Annotated in this window: 13 protein-coding genes and 1 rRNA gene; 1 reads left to right on the top strand and 13 read right to left on the bottom strand. The window is 72.2% G+C overall.

All coding sequences use genetic code 11. From position 1 onward, the window contains the following. From D0D15_RS23735 to D0D15_RS23790, 12 genes are all read right to left on the bottom strand, one after another. Positions 1 to 104, bottom strand: a 16S ribosomal RNA gene (locus D0D15_RS23735); the annotation flags it as partial. A gap of 361 nt (positions 105 to 465) precedes the next feature. Next, positions 466 to 1,740 carry a tyrosine--tRNA ligase gene (gene tyrS, locus D0D15_RS23740; protein WP_094009098.1) on the bottom strand — a complete coding sequence of 425 codons (1,275 nt, stop codon included), beginning with the start codon at positions 1,738 to 1,740 and terminating at the stop codon, positions 466 to 468. Between the two features lie 30 nt (positions 1,741 to 1,770). Then, entirely contained in the window at positions 1,771 to 2,394 is a 624-nt protein-coding gene (locus tag D0D15_RS23745) for a DNA-3-methyladenine glycosylase (protein WP_094009099.1), read from the bottom strand. After that, on the bottom strand, positions 2,391 to 3,002 hold the full coding sequence (locus D0D15_RS23750) for a VOC family protein (RefSeq protein WP_094009100.1): 612 nt from the start codon (positions 3,000 to 3,002) through the stop codon (positions 2,391 to 2,393). Before D0D15_RS23750 ends, D0D15_RS23745 begins: the two co-directional genes overlap by 4 nt. Next, positions 2,999 to 4,417, bottom strand: coding sequence for an argininosuccinate lyase (gene argH / locus D0D15_RS23755; RefSeq protein WP_094009101.1), 1,419 nt, complete (start codon positions 4,415 to 4,417; stop codon positions 2,999 to 3,001). Before argH ends, D0D15_RS23750 begins: the two co-directional genes overlap by 4 nt. A 20-nt stretch (positions 4,418 to 4,437) precedes the next feature. Further along, positions 4,438 to 4,941: an arginine repressor gene (locus D0D15_RS23760; RefSeq protein ID WP_233157550.1), complete on the bottom strand. Its 504-nt coding sequence runs from the start codon at positions 4,939 to 4,941 to the stop codon at positions 4,438 to 4,440. Beyond that, positions 4,938 to 5,864 carry an ornithine carbamoyltransferase gene (argF, locus tag D0D15_RS23765; protein WP_094009103.1) on the bottom strand — a complete coding sequence of 309 codons (927 nt, stop codon included), beginning with the start codon at positions 5,862 to 5,864 and terminating at the stop codon, positions 4,938 to 4,940. The genes D0D15_RS23760 and argF overlap by 4 nt, the downstream gene beginning before the upstream one ends. A 7-nt stretch (positions 5,865 to 5,871) precedes the next feature. Continuing rightward, entirely contained in the window at positions 5,872 to 7,071 is a 1,200-nt protein-coding gene (locus tag D0D15_RS23770; RefSeq protein ID WP_094009104.1) for an acetylornithine transaminase, read from the bottom strand. Next, positions 7,071 to 7,985 (bottom strand): acetylglutamate kinase, encoded by a 915-nt coding sequence (gene argB / locus D0D15_RS23775; protein WP_094009105.1) that lies wholly within the window; start codon positions 7,983 to 7,985, stop codon positions 7,071 to 7,073. Before argB ends, D0D15_RS23770 begins: the two co-directional genes overlap by 1 nt. Further along, on the bottom strand, positions 7,982 to 9,142 hold the full coding sequence (gene argJ / locus D0D15_RS23780) for a bifunctional glutamate N-acetyltransferase/amino-acid acetyltransferase ArgJ (protein WP_094009106.1): 1,161 nt from the start codon (positions 9,140 to 9,142) through the stop codon (positions 7,982 to 7,984). The genes argB and argJ overlap by 4 nt, the downstream gene beginning before the upstream one ends. After that, the gene (argC, locus tag D0D15_RS23785) at positions 9,139 to 10,167 is read right to left on the bottom strand and encodes an N-acetyl-gamma-glutamyl-phosphate reductase (protein WP_094009107.1); all 1,029 of its coding nucleotides are present in this window, start codon (positions 10,165 to 10,167) and stop codon (positions 9,139 to 9,141) included. Before argC ends, argJ begins: the two co-directional genes overlap by 4 nt. Before the next feature lie 500 nt (positions 10,168 to 10,667). Further along, positions 10,668 to 11,168: a helix-turn-helix domain-containing protein gene (locus D0D15_RS23790; protein WP_094009108.1), complete on the bottom strand. Its 501-nt coding sequence runs from the start codon at positions 11,166 to 11,168 to the stop codon at positions 10,668 to 10,670. Positions 11,169 to 11,294: 126 nt separating this feature from the next. Between D0D15_RS23790 and D0D15_RS23795 the strand changes: the two genes are divergently transcribed. After that, positions 11,295 to 11,846, top strand: a complete 552-nt coding sequence (locus D0D15_RS23795; protein WP_094009109.1) for a DUF4240 domain-containing protein — start codon at positions 11,295 to 11,297, stop codon at positions 11,844 to 11,846. A gap of 608 nt (positions 11,847 to 12,454) precedes the next feature. Here D0D15_RS23795 and D0D15_RS23805 read toward each other — a convergent pair. Further along, positions 12,455 to 14,032, bottom strand: coding sequence for an alpha/beta hydrolase (locus D0D15_RS23805; RefSeq protein WP_094009111.1), 1,578 nt, complete (start codon positions 14,030 to 14,032; stop codon positions 12,455 to 12,457). Positions 14,033 to 14,093: the final 61 nt, after the last annotated feature.

Here is a 14,093-nt window from a genome sequence, read left to right on the forward strand (position 1 = left end):
CCGTTCGCCACTCATCCACACCCGAAGATGCTTCAGCGTTCGACTTGCATGTGTTAAGCACGCCGCCAGCGTTCGTCCTGAGCCAGGATCAAACTCTCCAACAATGCTAGAAAATCGATCCGGCTATGATTCATAGCCTCAAAGGAACCCACAAAGGGTTCTAGCTAATCAACTGGCTTTAGCTCATCAATACACTGTTGAGTTCTCAAACAACACGTTTTGTTGTGTCACCCGACGACCAACCAGCGACACGAAGTCTCACAACGCCGATTACACTGTGGTTTCGTCCGGCGGCGGTCACCCACTCTACCACCATCGGTGGGAGCTTGGTTCGTGACCCCCCGCCCGGTACCCCGTGCTCCTGAGCCTCTCGGCTCCGGCCCGGTCTCCCTGGCGACGAAGAGAAGATTACATGGTCGGAAACCCCCCTCGCACAGGGGGGTCCCTTAACCGCGTTTCCCCTGGTCAGGCCAGCAACTTGACCCCGGCGGTGTTCCGCTTGCCGCGGCGCACCACGAGCCACGTGCCGTGCAGGGCGTCCGTGCGCTCCGGCCGCCACTCCTCGTCGGCGATCTTCGCGTTGTTCACATACGCGCCGCCCTCCTTCACGGTGCGCCGCGCCGCGCCCTTGCTGTCGACGAGACCGGTGGCCACGAGGAGGTCGACGATCGTCGGCTCGTCCGCGAGCCGCACCTCGCCGACCGGCACCTCGGCCATGACCGCCTCGAGCGTGCGCGTGTCCAGCTCCGCCAGCTCACCACGGCCGAACAGGGCCTGGCTCGCGGCGATCACCTGACGCGTCTGCTCTTCGCCGTGCACCAGCGTGGTCAGCTCTTCGGCGAGCCGGCGCTGCCCGGCCCGCAGATGCGGCTTCTCCTCGGTCAGCCGGGCGATCTCGTCGATCTCCTCGCGCGGGACGAACGTCAGCATGCGCAGGTAGGGCAGGACGTCGGAGTCCGTGACGTTGACGAAGTACTGGAACCACGCGTACGGCGAGGTCATCTCCGGGTCGAGCCAGAGGTTGCCGCCCCCGGTGGACTTGCCGAACTTGCGTCCCTCCGAGTCGGTCACCAGCGGTGTCGTCAGCGCGTGCACGCTCGCGCCGTCCACCTTGCGGATGTAGTCCACCCCGCCGACGATGTTGCCCCACTGGTCCGAGCCGCCGATCTGCAGCTTCGTCCCGTACTTCCGGAACAGCGTCAGGTAGTCGTAGGACTGCAGGAGCAGGTAGCTGAACTCGGTGTAGGAGATGCCGTCGGAGGCCAGGCGCCGCTTCACCGTCTCCCGCGCCAGCATCACGTTCACCGAGAAGTGCTTGCCCACGTCGCGCAGGAAGTCCAGCGCCGAGACGTCCTTGAACCAGTTCAGGTTGTTCTCCACGATCGCCCCGGTCGGCGAGTCGTCGAAGGTCACGAACTTCTCCAGCTGCACCCGGATCTTCTCCAGCCGGGCGGCGGTCACCTCGGGCGTGACCAGCGAACGCTCACCGACGTCGCGCGGGTCGCCGATCTGGCCGGTGGCTCCCCCGCCGAGCACGATCGGCCGGTGCCCGGCCTGCTGGAACCGCGCGAGCGTCAGCAACTGGACGAGGTGGCCGGCGTGCAGGCTGTCCGCGGTCGGGTCGAAGCCGCCATAGAGGGTGAGCGGACCGGCGTCCAGATCCTTCCGCAGCGCATCGAGGTCGGTGGACTGCGCGATCAGCCCGCGCCAGGACAGTTCGTCGAGGATGTGTTCGCTCACGGCTCGATACTCTCCTACGAGGTCAACCGACTATTTCGCGGGGCGCACCCGCCCGCCGCGCCGGTAGAGCGACACGGCCGGGGAGTCGTCGATCCAGAACCGCCACGGCGTGTCCATCGCCGCCGCCACCCCGACCCGTGGGCCCGACCGGACGCGCTCGGCGGGGATCTCCTCACCCGTCAGCAGGCGCACCGGCGACTCCGGGTCGACCAGGTCGGCGCCGTTGTGCTGGGGGCCGATGCCGAGCGCGGAGGTCAGCCGGGCCGGCCCGCGGGCCAGTTCGACGTCCTTGCGCGCGGCCTTGCGGCGGGACCGCGCCAGGTCGGCACCCTCGGTGATCTCCGCGGCGCGCAACAGCACCGCTCCCGCCTCGCCGTCCTCCAGGCCGACCACGTTGGCGCAGAAGTGCATGCCGTAGACGAAGTACACGTACAGGTGACCCGCCGGGCCCCACATGACGGTGTTGCGCGGGGTGCGTCCGCGGTAGCAGTGCGACGCCGGGTCGTCCTCCCCGCGGTAGGCCTCCACCTCGACCAGCCGGGCGCGCACGGTGCCCTCGGGGCCCGTCGCCTCCAGCACCGAGCCGAGCAGCACGTACGCCAGGTCGACCGGGTCGATCGCCAGCTCCTCGCGCTTGAACAGACGCCCGGTCATCGCAGCACCACCTCGCCACCGGGGGTGGCGAGCACCGCCTCCAGCCGCGGGCCGGGACCGGTGACGACCGTCAGCGCGGCCCCGAGCGCGGCGAGCGGGCCGGCGACCAGGCCCGGATCCGGGTGAACGCCGGTCAGCGACACGAGCGTGACGCCGCCGGGCAGGCTCTCGGCCGGGTGCGGCGACTCCTGCCAGTCGATGAGGAACGGCACCACTCCCCCGTCCTGGCGCGGGAAGGCCAGCGACCAGCTCAGCAGCGCCCCGTCGGGTCGCCGGCGCGACATCGGCAGCTCGTCGCCGAACGGGTAGCCGGCCGCGCCCGACCGCTCCCGTGCCGCGCCCAGGTCCGGCACCCGGATCGCCCAGGTGACCAGCCGCGGGGCGGTCAGGTCGTCGATGCCGAACCAGCGCGGCCCGTCCGGCGCGTCCTGCTCCGGGTCCGGGCCGATGACCTCCAGGTACGCCCCGTCGCCGAGGCCGGCCAGGTGGTTGCGGGTGCCGCGGCCGGGGTGCGCGCCGCCGGGCACGAGGCCGATCCCGCGCCCGCGCAGCTCCGCCACCGTCCCGGCGAGGTCCGGTGTCGCGTAGACGAGGTGGTCGAGGTTCACCCGATCCACTGCCGGTGGTCGGCGGCCCGCGCGACGAGCCGGTCGAGCTGCTCGGCCACGCGAGCCGGGGCGGTGCCGCCGCGGGCGTCCCGGGAGGCCACCGAGCCCTCGACGGTCAGCACCTCCCGCACCCGTGGCGTGAGCGCCGGGCTGATCTTCTCCAGTTCCTCGTCGGTGAGCTCGTCGAGGCCGGCCCCGCGCGCCTCCGCGACCCGCACGCACTCCCCCGCGGCCTCGTGCGCGACGCGGAACGGCACGCCCTGCCGCACCAGCCATTCGGCGATGTCGGTGGCCAGGGTGAAGCCGGCCGGGGCGAGTTCGGCGAGCCGCTCGGTGTGGAAGGTCAGGGTGCCGACCATCCCGGCGATGGCCGGGAACAGCAGCTCCAGCTGCTCGACCGAGTCGAAGACCGGTTCCTTGTCCTCCTGCAGGTCCCGGTTGTAGGCCAGCGGCATGCCCTTGAGCGTGGCGAGCAGCCCGGTCAGGTTGCCGATCAGCCGTCCGGACTTGCCGCGGGTCAGCTCGGCGACGTCCGGGTTCTTCTTCTGCGGCATGATCGAGCTGCCGGTGGCCCACGCGTCGTCGAGCGTGACGTAGCCGAACTCGGCCGTGTTCCAGATGATGACCTCTTCGGCGATGCGGGAGAGGTTCACGCCGAGCATGGCCAGCACGAACGCGAACTCGGCGGCGAAGTCGCGGGAGGCAGTGCCGTCGATGGAGTTCTCCACGCTGGTGGCGAACCCCAGCTCGGCGGCCACGGCCTCCGGGTCGAGCCCGAGGGACGACCCGGCCAGCGCGCCCGAGCCGTAGGGCGATTCCGCGGTGCGGGCGTCCCAGTCCCGCAGCCGGCTCACGTCCCGCAGCAGCGACTGCGCGTGCGCCAGCAGGTGGTGCGCCAGCAGGACCGGCTGCGCGTGCTGGAGGTGGGTGCGGCCCGGCAGGATCGCGTCCGGGTGCCGCCGCGCCTGCGCGACCAGGGCGTCGACGACGTCCAGCGTGCCCGCGGCGACCCGCTTGCCCGCGTCGCGCAGCCACATCCGGAACAGCGTGGCGACCTGGTCGTTGCGGGAGCGTCCGGCGCGCAGCTTGCCGCCCAGCTCGGCGCCCGCGCGCTCGATGAGGCCCCGCTCCAGCGCGGTGTGCACGTCCTCGTCGGCGACCGTCGGCGTGAACGCGCCGGAGGAGACGTCCGCGGCGAGCGTGTCCAGGGCCGCGAGCATGCGGGTCAGCTCGTCCGAGGTCAGGAGACCGGCCTGGTGCAGCACCCGGGCGTGGGCGCGGGAGCCGGCGATGTCGTAGGGCGCCAGCCGCCAGTCGAAGTGCGTCGACGCGCTCAGCGCCGCCATCGCCTCGGCCGGGCCGCTGCTGAAGCGCCCGCCCCAGAGCGCGATCCCCGGTTGGCCGTTGTCTGCCATGTGTTCGTCTCAGCCTTCGCTCATTCGTGGTCGTCCAAGTCCAAAGTAGAGGAACGCCGCGCCAGCGCCGAGAACCGGTCGGCCAGGTCCCGGCCGGTGAGCGGCTCGCGCGCGATCACCGCCACCGTGTCGTCCCCGGCGATCGACCCGACCACCTCCTCCAGCGCGGCCCGGTCGATCGCGCTGGCCAGGAACTGCGCCGCGCCCGGGGGCGTGCGCAGCACCGTCAGGTTGCCCGAGGAATCCACCGACACCATCAGCTCGGCCAGCAGCCGGGACAACCGCGACGTGCCGCCCTGGACCCCCCGCACCGGGCTGCCGTCCTCCGGGATCACGTACACCGGCGCACCGGAGTCCGCGCCCCGCAGCTTGACCGCGCCCAGCTCGTCGAGGTCCCTGGACAACGTAGCCTGCGTGACGTCGACGCCCTCGGCGGCCAGCAGCTTCGCCAGCTCCGTCTGGCTGCGGATGGCCATCGACGAGACCAGCTCGACGATGCGGGCCTGCCGGGCGGCGCGGTTCATCGTCGTTCGTTCATGAGCCATACCAACAGCGCCTTCTGCGCGTGCAGACGGTTTTCGGCCTCGTCCCACACCGCGCTGGCCGGGCCGTCGATCACCTCGTCGGTGATCTCCCAGCCGCGGTGGGCGGGCAGGCAGTGCAGCACGATCGCGTCGTCCCCGGCCTCGGCCAGCAGCTCGGCGTTGACCTGCAGCTTCTTGAAGGGCGTGACGCGGTCCATGCCGTCGTTCTCCTGGCCCATCGAGGTCCAGGTGTCGGTGACCAGGACGTCGGCGCCCTCGACCGCGGCGTGCGGCTCGGTGAACACGCCGACGCTGCCGCCGGTCTCCGCCGCGCGCTTCTTCGCGTCGGTCACCACGTCCGCGTCCGGCTGGAAGCCCTCCGGCGCGACGACCCGGACGTGCAGGCCCGCGGTCACCCCGCCCAGCAGCAGCGAGTGGGCCATGTTGTTGGCGCCGTCGCCGAGGTAGGTCAGCGTCAGCCCGGCCAGCTTGCCCTTGCGCTCGCGGATGGTCTGCAGGTCCGCCAGCACCTGGCACGGGTGGAACTCGTCGGTCAGGGCATTGACCACCGGGACCGTGGCGGCCGAGGCCATCGCGACGATGCGCTGCTGGGCGAAGGTGCGCCAGACGACGGCGTCGACGTAGCGCGAGAGCACGCGCGCGGTGTCCTCGATCGTCTCCTCGCGGCCGAGCTGCATCGAGCGGCCGTCCACGATGATCGGCTGGCCACCCAGCTGGGCGATGCCGACCTCGAACGACAGCCGCGTGCGGGTCGAGTTCTTCTCGAACAGCACGGCGACCGACTTGGGGCCGGCCAGGGCCCGGTTGGACAGCGGGTCCTGCTTCAGCTCGGCGGCCAGGTCGAGGACGGCCAGCTGTTCGTCCGGGGTCAGGTCGTCGTCGCGCAGGAAGTGGCGGAGCATCGGGCAGTCAGTCCTTCGTGGTGGTGGTGTCGAGCGCGCCGGGCAGCGCGGCGAGGAAGCCCTCGGCCTGCTCCTGGCTCAGGATCAGGGGCGGGGCCAGCCGGATCGTGTCCGGAGCGACCGGGTTGACCAGGTAACCCGCGGCCTGGGCGGCCTGCGCGACGGCGGGCGAGACGGGCTCGTTGAGCATGATGCCGATCAGCAGCCCGGCGCCGCGCACGCCCTTGACCAGCGGGTGGGCCATGTCCTCGACGCCGGCGGCGATGTCCTTGCCGACCCGGGACACGTGGTCGATCAGGCCGTCGCGGGAGATGGCGCGCAGCACCGCGAGCCCGGCCGCGCAGCACACCGGGTTGCCGCCGAAGGTGGTGCCGTGCTGGCCGGGCTTGAGCAACTCGCCCGCCTCGCCGACGCCGATCACCGCGCCCAGCGGCAGCCCGCCACCCAGCCCCTTGGCGAGGGTGATGAGGTCCGGGACGATGCCGGCCCGCTGGAAGGCGAACCAGTCGCCGGTGCGGCCGATGCCGGTCTGCACCTCGTCGAGCACCAGCAGGGTGCCGGTCGCCTTGGTGATCTCGCGGGCGGCCTGCAGGTAGCCGTCGGGCGCGGGGATGACGCCGCCCTCGCCGAGGATCGGCTCGAGGAACACCGCGGCCGTGTCGGTGTCGACCGCCGCGCGCAGGGCGTCGGCGTCGCCGAACGGGACGTGCACGACGCCGGGGACCAGCGGCTCGAACGGCTGCTTCTTGCCGGGCTGACCGGTCAGCGACAGCGAGCCCATGGTGCGGCCGTGGAAGGCGCCCTCGCAGGCGACCACCTTGGTGCGGCCGGTGAGCCTGCTGATCTTCAGCGCCGCCTCGTTGGCCTCCGCGCCCGAGTTGACGAACAGGACCTTGCCCTGCGCGGCCAGGCCGGCGACGTCGAGCAGCGCCTCGGCCAGCTCGACGGTGACCGGGTTGACGTAGAGGTTGGAGGTGTGGCCGAGCTTGGTGATCTGCTCGGTCACGGCGGCCACGATGTCCGGGTGGGCGTGCCCCAGTGCGTTGACCGCGATACCGCCGACCAGGTCGACGTACTCGGCGCCGTCGGCGTCCCAGACGCGGGCGCCCTCGCCGCGCACCAGCGTCAGGCCGGGGGTGCCGTAGTTGTCCATGAGGGCGGACTGCCAGTGCTGCCGTCCGTCGGCGTTGGAGGAGAGCGCGTCCATCAGGACTCCTGTTCGGGGAGGACCATGGTGCCGATCCCGCGGGAGGTGAAGACCTCCAGCAGGACCGAGTGGGCGATGCGGCCGTCGATGACGTGGGCGCGGCGGGTGCCGCCGCGCACCGCGCGCACGCAGGCCTCCATCTTCGGGATCATGCCGCTGGCCAGGGTCGGCAGCAGTTCCTCGAGCCGGTCCACGCGGATCCGGTCGATGAGCGACGAGCGGTCCGGCCAGTTCGCGTAGAGGCCCTCGACGTCGGTGAGCACGACCAGCTTCTCGGCGTCCAGCGCGGCGGCGAGCGCGCCGGCCGCGGTGTCGGCGTTGACGTTGTGCACCACGCCGTCGGCGTCCGGGGCCACCGTGGACACCACGGGGATGCGGCCGGCGTTGACGATGTCCAGCACCGCGTCCGGGTTGACCGAGGCGACCTCGCCGACCAGGCCGACGTCGACGGGCTCGCCGTTCACGGTCGCCTGCTTGCGTTCGGCGGTGAACAGCTGGGCGTCCTCGCCGGAGATGCCGACCGCGTACGGGCCGTGGGCGTTGATGAGCCCGACCAGCTCGCGGCTGACCTGGCCGACCAGGACCATGCGGACGATGTCCATGGTCTCCGGGGTGGTGACGCGCAAGCCGCCGCGGAACTCGCCTTCGATGCCGAGCCTCGCCAGCATCGCGGTGATCTGCGGGCCGCCGCCGTGCACGACGACCGGGCGCAGGCCGGCCAGCCGCAGGAACACCATGTCCTGGGCGAAGGCGCGTTTGAGCTCGTCGTCGATCATCGCGTTGCCGCCGTACTTGACGACGACGGTGGCGCCGTGGAACCGCTGCAGCCACGGCAGGGCTTCGATCAGCACGCCGGCCTTCTCGGCCGCGGTGGCCGTCCGGTCGTCGGCCGCGACCAGTTCGGGAGGAGTCATGAGGAGTAGGCGCTGTTCTCTTCGACGTAGGCGTGCGACAGGTCGGTGGTGAAGATCGTGGCCTCGCTGGCGCCGATGCCCAGGTCGATCACGATCTCGATGGCGCGGCCGGACAGGTCGGCCGCGGACCGGTCGGCCGCCGTGGTGCCGTTGGCGAACAGGGTGACGCCGTTGATGCTGATCGACAGCGTGCCCGGGTCGATCTCGGCCTGGGCGCGGCCGACCGCCATCGCGACGCGGCCCCAGTTCGGGTCCGAGCCGAACAGCGCGGTCTTGACCAGGTTGTCCTCGGCGACGGTGCGGCCGACGTTGATCGCGTCCTGCTCGCTGGCGGCACCGCGTACGACGACGTCGACCTCCTTGGTGACGCCCTCGGAGTCGGCGCGCAGCTGCTGGACCAGGTCCATGCAGGCGGCGGTGAGGACGTCGGTGAACTCGTCCAGGCCCGGGGTGATGCCGCTGGCGCCCGAGGCGAGCACGAGAACGGTGTCGTTGGTGGACGTGCCGCCGTCCACGTCGAGGCGGTCGAAGGTGACGCGGGTGGCAGCGCGGAGCGCGGCGTCGAGCGCGTCCGGGTCGACGACCGCGTCCGTGGTGAGGACCGCCAGCATCGTCGCCAGGTTCGGCGCGAGCATGCCCGCGCCCTTGGCGAAACCGCCGACGCTCCAGCCGCCGTCGTGGCCGCGCAGTGTCTGCTTCGGCTTGCTGTCGGTGGTCATCACGGCGGTCGCGGCGGCCAGGGCCGACTCGGCGGTGGTGTCCAGGGCCTTGACCGCGGCGTCCACACCGGACACCACGGCCGGCATCGGCAGCCGCTCCCCGATCAGGCCGGTCGAGCACACCGCCACGTCGATCGCGCCGACCTCGAGCAGCTCGGCGACCTTCTCGGCGGTGGCGTGCGTGTCCTGGAACCCGCCGGGGCCGGTGGCCGCGTTCGCGCCGCCGGAGTTGAGGACGACCGCACGCAACCGCTTGTGCCGCAGCACTTCCTGGGACCACAGCACCGGCGCCGCCTTGACGACGTTGCGGGTGAACACGCCCGCCGCCGCCTGCTCGGGCCCGTCGTTGACGACGAGCGCGAGGTCCAGGGCGCCGGATTCCTTGATCCCGGCGGCCACGCCTGCGGCGCGGAACCCCTTCGGTCCGGTCACGGTCACGGTGCGACTCCTACTGTCGGAAGGCCGGTGGTCTCGGGGAGACCGAGTGCGATGTTCATGGACTGGATGGCGCCGCCCGCGGTGCCCTTGGTCAGGTTGTCGATCGCGGCCACGACGACCACGCGGCCCGCGTCCGCGTCCACCGCGACCTGCAGCTGCACGTTGTTCGAGCCCAGGGTCGCCGACGTGACCGGCCAGCTGCCCTCGGGCAGGACCTGCACGAACGGCTCGGCCTGGTAGGCCTTCTCGTACACCGCGCGCGCCGCCGCCGTGTCGGTCTCGCCCGCCAGCGGCGCGCTCGCCGTGGTGAGGATGCCGCGCGGCATCGGCGCGAGGACCGGCGTGAACGACACGGTCACCGGCACCCCGGCGACCGAGCTGAGGTTCTGCGCGAACTCCGGCGTGTGCCGGTGCGCGCCACCGACCCCGTACGCGCTCGCCGAGCCCATCACCTCCGAGCCCAGCAGGTGCGGCTTGAGGCTCTTGCCCGCGCCGGAGGTGCCCGTGACCGCCGTGATGGTCACCTCCGGCCGCACCAGGCCGGCCGCCAGTGCCGGGGCCAGCGCGAGCGTGCCGCCGGTCGGGAAGCAGCCCGGCACGGCGATGCGCTTGGTGCCGGCGAGCTTCTCCCGGGCGCCCGGCAGCTCGGGCAGGCCGTAGGGCCAGGTCCCGGCGTGGTCACCGCCGTACCAGCGCTGCCAGTCGGCCGCGCTGGTCAGCCGGTGGTCGGCGCCCAGGTCGACGACCAGCACGTCCGGCCCGAGCTGGGCCGCGATCTCCGCTGAATGACCATGCGGCAGCGCGAGGAAGACCACGTCGTGGCCGCCCAGCGTGTCCACGGTGGTTTCCTGCAGGATGCGCCCGGCCAGCGGGACCAGGTGGGGGTGATGCTGACCCAGCGGGGTGCCGGCACTGCTCGCCGCCGTCACCGCACCGATTTCGACCTCGGGGTGCGCCAGCAGCAGGCGGAGGGCTTCCCCGCCCGCGTACCCGCTCGCCCCGGCCACCGCGACCTTCACCGTCATACGAATGATTATGCATTGCGACGGAAGATCAATCAAACGAGTTCCGGCGGGGTCACAGTCGGCCGGGGCTGGGGCGGGCGTCAGCGCTCAGCTGCCACAGTCACCTCCGGCGGGCGGGGTGGTGCCGGTCGAGCGGGTCCGGCATTGCGCGAGCAGCCCCGCCCCGAGGCGCGGGCCTGCCGTTGGCCGACGCTGCGCGAGCCGCCCGGCCTGAGCCACGGGCCTGTCCTTGGCCGGCATAGCGCGAGCAGCCCCGCCCGAAGTGCGGGCCTGTCCTTGGCCGACATTCCGGGAGGGGCCCCGGCCTCAGGCGCGGGCCTGCCGTTGACCGGCACTGCGCGAGCAGCTCAGACGCGAGCCTGTCCTTGACCGGCACTGCGCGAGCGGCCCCCGCCCGACGTGCGTGCCTGTCCCTGGTCGGCACTGCGCGAGCGGCCCGCCCGAAGCGCGTGCCTGCCGTTGACCGGCACTGCGCGAGCAGCCCCGGCGCGAGGTGTGCGTCAGGCGGCATCGCCACTCCCCTCCGGTGCGGTTCGCATGCTCGGCGGGTCGGGCAAGTACTCCCCGCGGCGCTCGGGATCGCAACCCACCCGCGGCAGCCGTGCCCGGATGCCGCCAGGGCTGCGGCCGAGGTCGCGGGCGATGTCCGCCACGCTCTCGCCCGCGATCCACCGCCGCTCGAGTTCGGCGTCGAGTTCCGGCGTCCACGGTCGGCCCTGGCTGGCCGGCCGGTCGCGTCCTCTTCGCCCGCCCGGATCGGCCAGGGCGGCGTGATGTCGCAGGGTCTCCGACAGCACCGAGCCGAGTGTCTCCGCCGCACCGGCGGCGACTTCGATCTGCCCGTCGGCGACGGGCTCGCCCTCGGCTCCGGCGGCGCCGACCCGGATCACGAGGCGGTCGGCGAGCAGGTCACGGTCACCGCCCGGCAGCGCGGTGACCTCGATGGAAAACGTGGTGTTGCCGGCCCGGAGGGTGCTCCGGTGCTCTTGGATGATGTTCATGCCCGGCACGCTAGCGACCCCCACCGACAATTCCGGGTCACCGTCCGTCGCGCGGCGATCGCGGACCGAAATTGTCGGACCCCGCGCCTAACGTTGTTCACCTCATCACGGACCACTGGGGGAGACATGAGGGAACACCAGTTCTGGCGGCTCGTCACCGGACGGCCGGTCGCGGAGATCGGCGAGCTTCTGCGAGGACGATCGGCACTGGACATCATCCGGTTCCACCACCACTTCAGGCGCCTCCACCTGCGCGCCTGCCGGTGGGACGTGTGGACGGCGTTCGGCCTGGTCCTCGGCGGCGCCGGAGCCGGTCAGCTGCGCGACGGCGTGTCCTGGCTGATCCTGCGGGGCCGCCGCGCCTACCACCGGGCGCTGGTGAACCCGGACGTGCTCGCGGAGTTCCGGATCGACCCGCTGGAGATCACTCGATCCGGTGATCTTGCCGGCCTGGCACTGCGGTTGCTGACGCCGCCCGGTCGGGGCGAAGTGGCCACGGCGTGCGGCGAGGCGCTCGCAGCCGTCCTGGGCGACGCCGGTCCACACGGATTGCCGCCAGGCGAGCGCCCCTCGCTCGACGCCGACACGCTGGCACGCTGCTACCCGCGGCTGACGGCGCGGTACGGGCTCGTCGCCGAGCCGATCACCGTCCTCACCGCGGTGAGGACGAGCCGATGAACAGCCACCAGCCGCCGACGCACGGCGACGCGACGAGCACCAGCCGGAGCTACCGACCGGGCACCCACCCGACGGGGACCGCCGCTTGCCTCCGGCTCGGACGCCGAATCGCCACCTCGCTCCGCAGCATCGCCAGCCCGGCACCGACGAACAGCGACGAACCGCCGAACCGCGGCGCCCCGACCGCCAGCCGAGGCGACCGCCGACCGGGCACCCACACGACGCGCACCGCCACTCACCTCCGGCTCGGACGCCGAATCACCACCACGCTGCACCGCAGCGCCAGCCCGGCACCGACGAACAGCCACGAGCCGCAGACACACCGCAGCGCCCCAACCGCCGGCCGCAGCTACCGCCGACCGGGCACGCGCATGCCGGGGACTGCCACCCGCCGCCGAATCGCCTCTACGCTCCGAAGCATCGCCTGTCCGGCACCAATGAACAGTCACGAGCCGCGGACGCACCGCGGCGCGGCGAGCACCAGCCAAAGCGACCGCCGACCGGGCACCCACGGGACGGAAACCCCCACCCGCCGCCTGGTCCTGCGCCGAATCGCCTCCGCGCTCCGCGCCGATGCCCGCTCGGCGCCGATGAGCAGCCGCGAACGGCTAACGCGCCGCGGCCCGCAAAGCCTCGGTCAGCTCCTCCGGCTGCCCCGTGCCCGCACGGTCCGCACGCGTGCCCGGCGCACCGTCCGGCACCGGTTCGGGCAGTGGGTCGCACACCGCGTCCGGGCCGGTGCCCCGCTGCCGCGGCGGCAGCGCGCCGGTCGCGAGGTAGTCCGCGATCCGGTCGTCCACACACGCGTTGCCGGACAGCGAGCCGGCGTGGGTGGTGCCGCCCGGCTGGCCGATCAGGCTCGCCTGCGGAAACCGCCGGCGCACCTCCAGGTTCCCGGCGAACGGGGTGGCCGCGTCCAGCTCCTCCCCGATCAGCAAGGCGCCCACACCACGACCGTCGACGTCGACCGGCTTGCCCGCGGGCACCGGCCAGGTGCGGCACGGCGCGTTGTACCAGGCGTTGCCCCACGTCTCGAACGGCGCCTTCGCGTAGGTGATCCAGTTGTCCACCTTCCACGTGGCCCAGTTCCGCGGCCACGGCGCGTCGGTGCACTGCACGGCGTTGTAGACGGCGAACCCGTTGTCGTCGCCGGGCGAGTTCGTCCTGTCGTAGCGGGTCTTGAGCGTCTGCCAGTCACCGCGGTGCACCCACCCGGCGAAGGCCTCGGCCAGGTCCACCCACGTCGACTGGTAGTACCCGGCCTGCAGGAAGATGTCGGTCCACTCGTCCGGCCCGATCACGCCGCCCGCCGGCGCGCGGGTCAGCTCGCGTTGCCGGGCGTACCACAGGTCCTCGACGGCCTTGCCCGTCGCACCCAGGTGGTACACGGCGTCGTGGCGGGCGATCCAGTCGAAGTAGATCTTGATGTTGCGGTCGAAGGCGACGTCCTGGTCCAGGTTGGCCTGGTAGAAGACCTTCCGCGGATCGACGTTGCTGTCCAGCACCATCCGCCGCACCCGCTGCGGGTACAGCGTCGCGTACACCTGGCCGAGGTAGGTGCCGTAGGAGAAGCCGTAGTAGTTGATCTGCTCCGCGCCCAGCGCCTCGCGCAGGCTGTCCAGGTCCCGCGCGACGTCGGTGGTGCGCATGTGCCGCAGCAGCGGGCCGTTCTTCTCGCAGGCCGCCGCGTAGGCGCGGGAGGTCTGCAGCCACGTCCGTTCCAGCTCCGGCGTGGTCGGCACGTAGGCGGGCCGGTTGTAGCGGAAGTGACCGGGGTCGCACGACAACGCCGGACGGCTCGCCCCCACGCCCCGCGGGTCGAAGCCGATCCAGTCGTAGGAGTCGCCGGCGTCCTTCGGCACGGCCCGGCCGAGCGCGGACAACCCGAGACCGGAACCGCCGGGGCCACCGGGGTTGACGAGCATCACGCCCTGGTGGTCGGTGCTCGTGTGGCGCACCCGCGAGACGGCGAGCGAGATCTTCGCGCCGCCGGGATCCTGGTAGTCCAGCGGCACCTCGAGGAAACCGCATTCGGCGCCGGCGCGCGCCAGGCCGGCCGAACCACACGGTCCCCAGCTGATCGGGGCCGGGGTGAACCGCGGCGGGGCCGCGGCGGCCGCGGGCACGGCCACCAGGCAACTCGCCAGCGCACCGGCCGCGAGGATCGCGGGCACGAGCTTGCTCACAGTGCTCCTTCTCGTCGACTGTGCGGTCAGAACCTCACCACAAGATCATGGATCACGGCGC

Origin of the sequence: Amycolatopsis thermalba, from assembly GCF_003385215.1 — a bacterium.
Classification (GTDB): Bacteria; Actinomycetota; Actinomycetes; order Mycobacteriales; family Pseudonocardiaceae; genus Amycolatopsis_E; species Amycolatopsis_E thermalba.

Excerpts from the sequence above, each read along its gene's own strand:
- D0D15_RS23745 (WP_094009099.1), bottom strand. The coding sequence starts at position 2,394 with ATGACCGGGCGTCTGTTCAAGCGCGAGGAGCTGGCGATCGACCCGGTC.
- argH (WP_094009101.1), bottom strand. The coding sequence starts at position 4,417 with ATGGCAGACAACGGCCAACCGGGGATCGCGCTCTGGGGCGGGCGCTTC.
- D0D15_RS23760 (WP_233157550.1), bottom strand. The coding sequence starts at position 4,941 with ATGAACCGCGCCGCCCGGCAGGCCCGCATCGTCGAGCTGGTCTCGTCG.
- argF (WP_094009103.1), bottom strand. The coding sequence starts at position 5,864 with ATGCTCCGCCACTTCCTGCGCGACGACGACCTGACCCCGGACGAACAG.
- D0D15_RS23770 (WP_094009104.1), bottom strand. The coding sequence starts at position 7,071 with ATGGACGCGCTCTCCTCCAACGCCGACGGACGGCAGCACTGGCAGTCC.
- argB (WP_094009105.1), bottom strand. The coding sequence starts at position 7,985 with ATGACTCCTCCCGAACTGGTCGCGGCCGACGACCGGACGGCCACCGCG.
- argC (WP_094009107.1), bottom strand. The coding sequence starts at position 10,167 with ATGACGGTGAAGGTCGCGGTGGCCGGGGCGAGCGGGTACGCGGGCGGG.
- D0D15_RS23790 (WP_094009108.1), bottom strand. The coding sequence starts at position 11,168 with ATGAACATCATCCAAGAGCACCGGAGCACCCTCCGGGCCGGCAACACC.
- D0D15_RS23795 (WP_094009109.1), top strand. The coding sequence starts at position 11,295 with ATGAGGGAACACCAGTTCTGGCGGCTCGTCACCGGACGGCCGGTCGCG.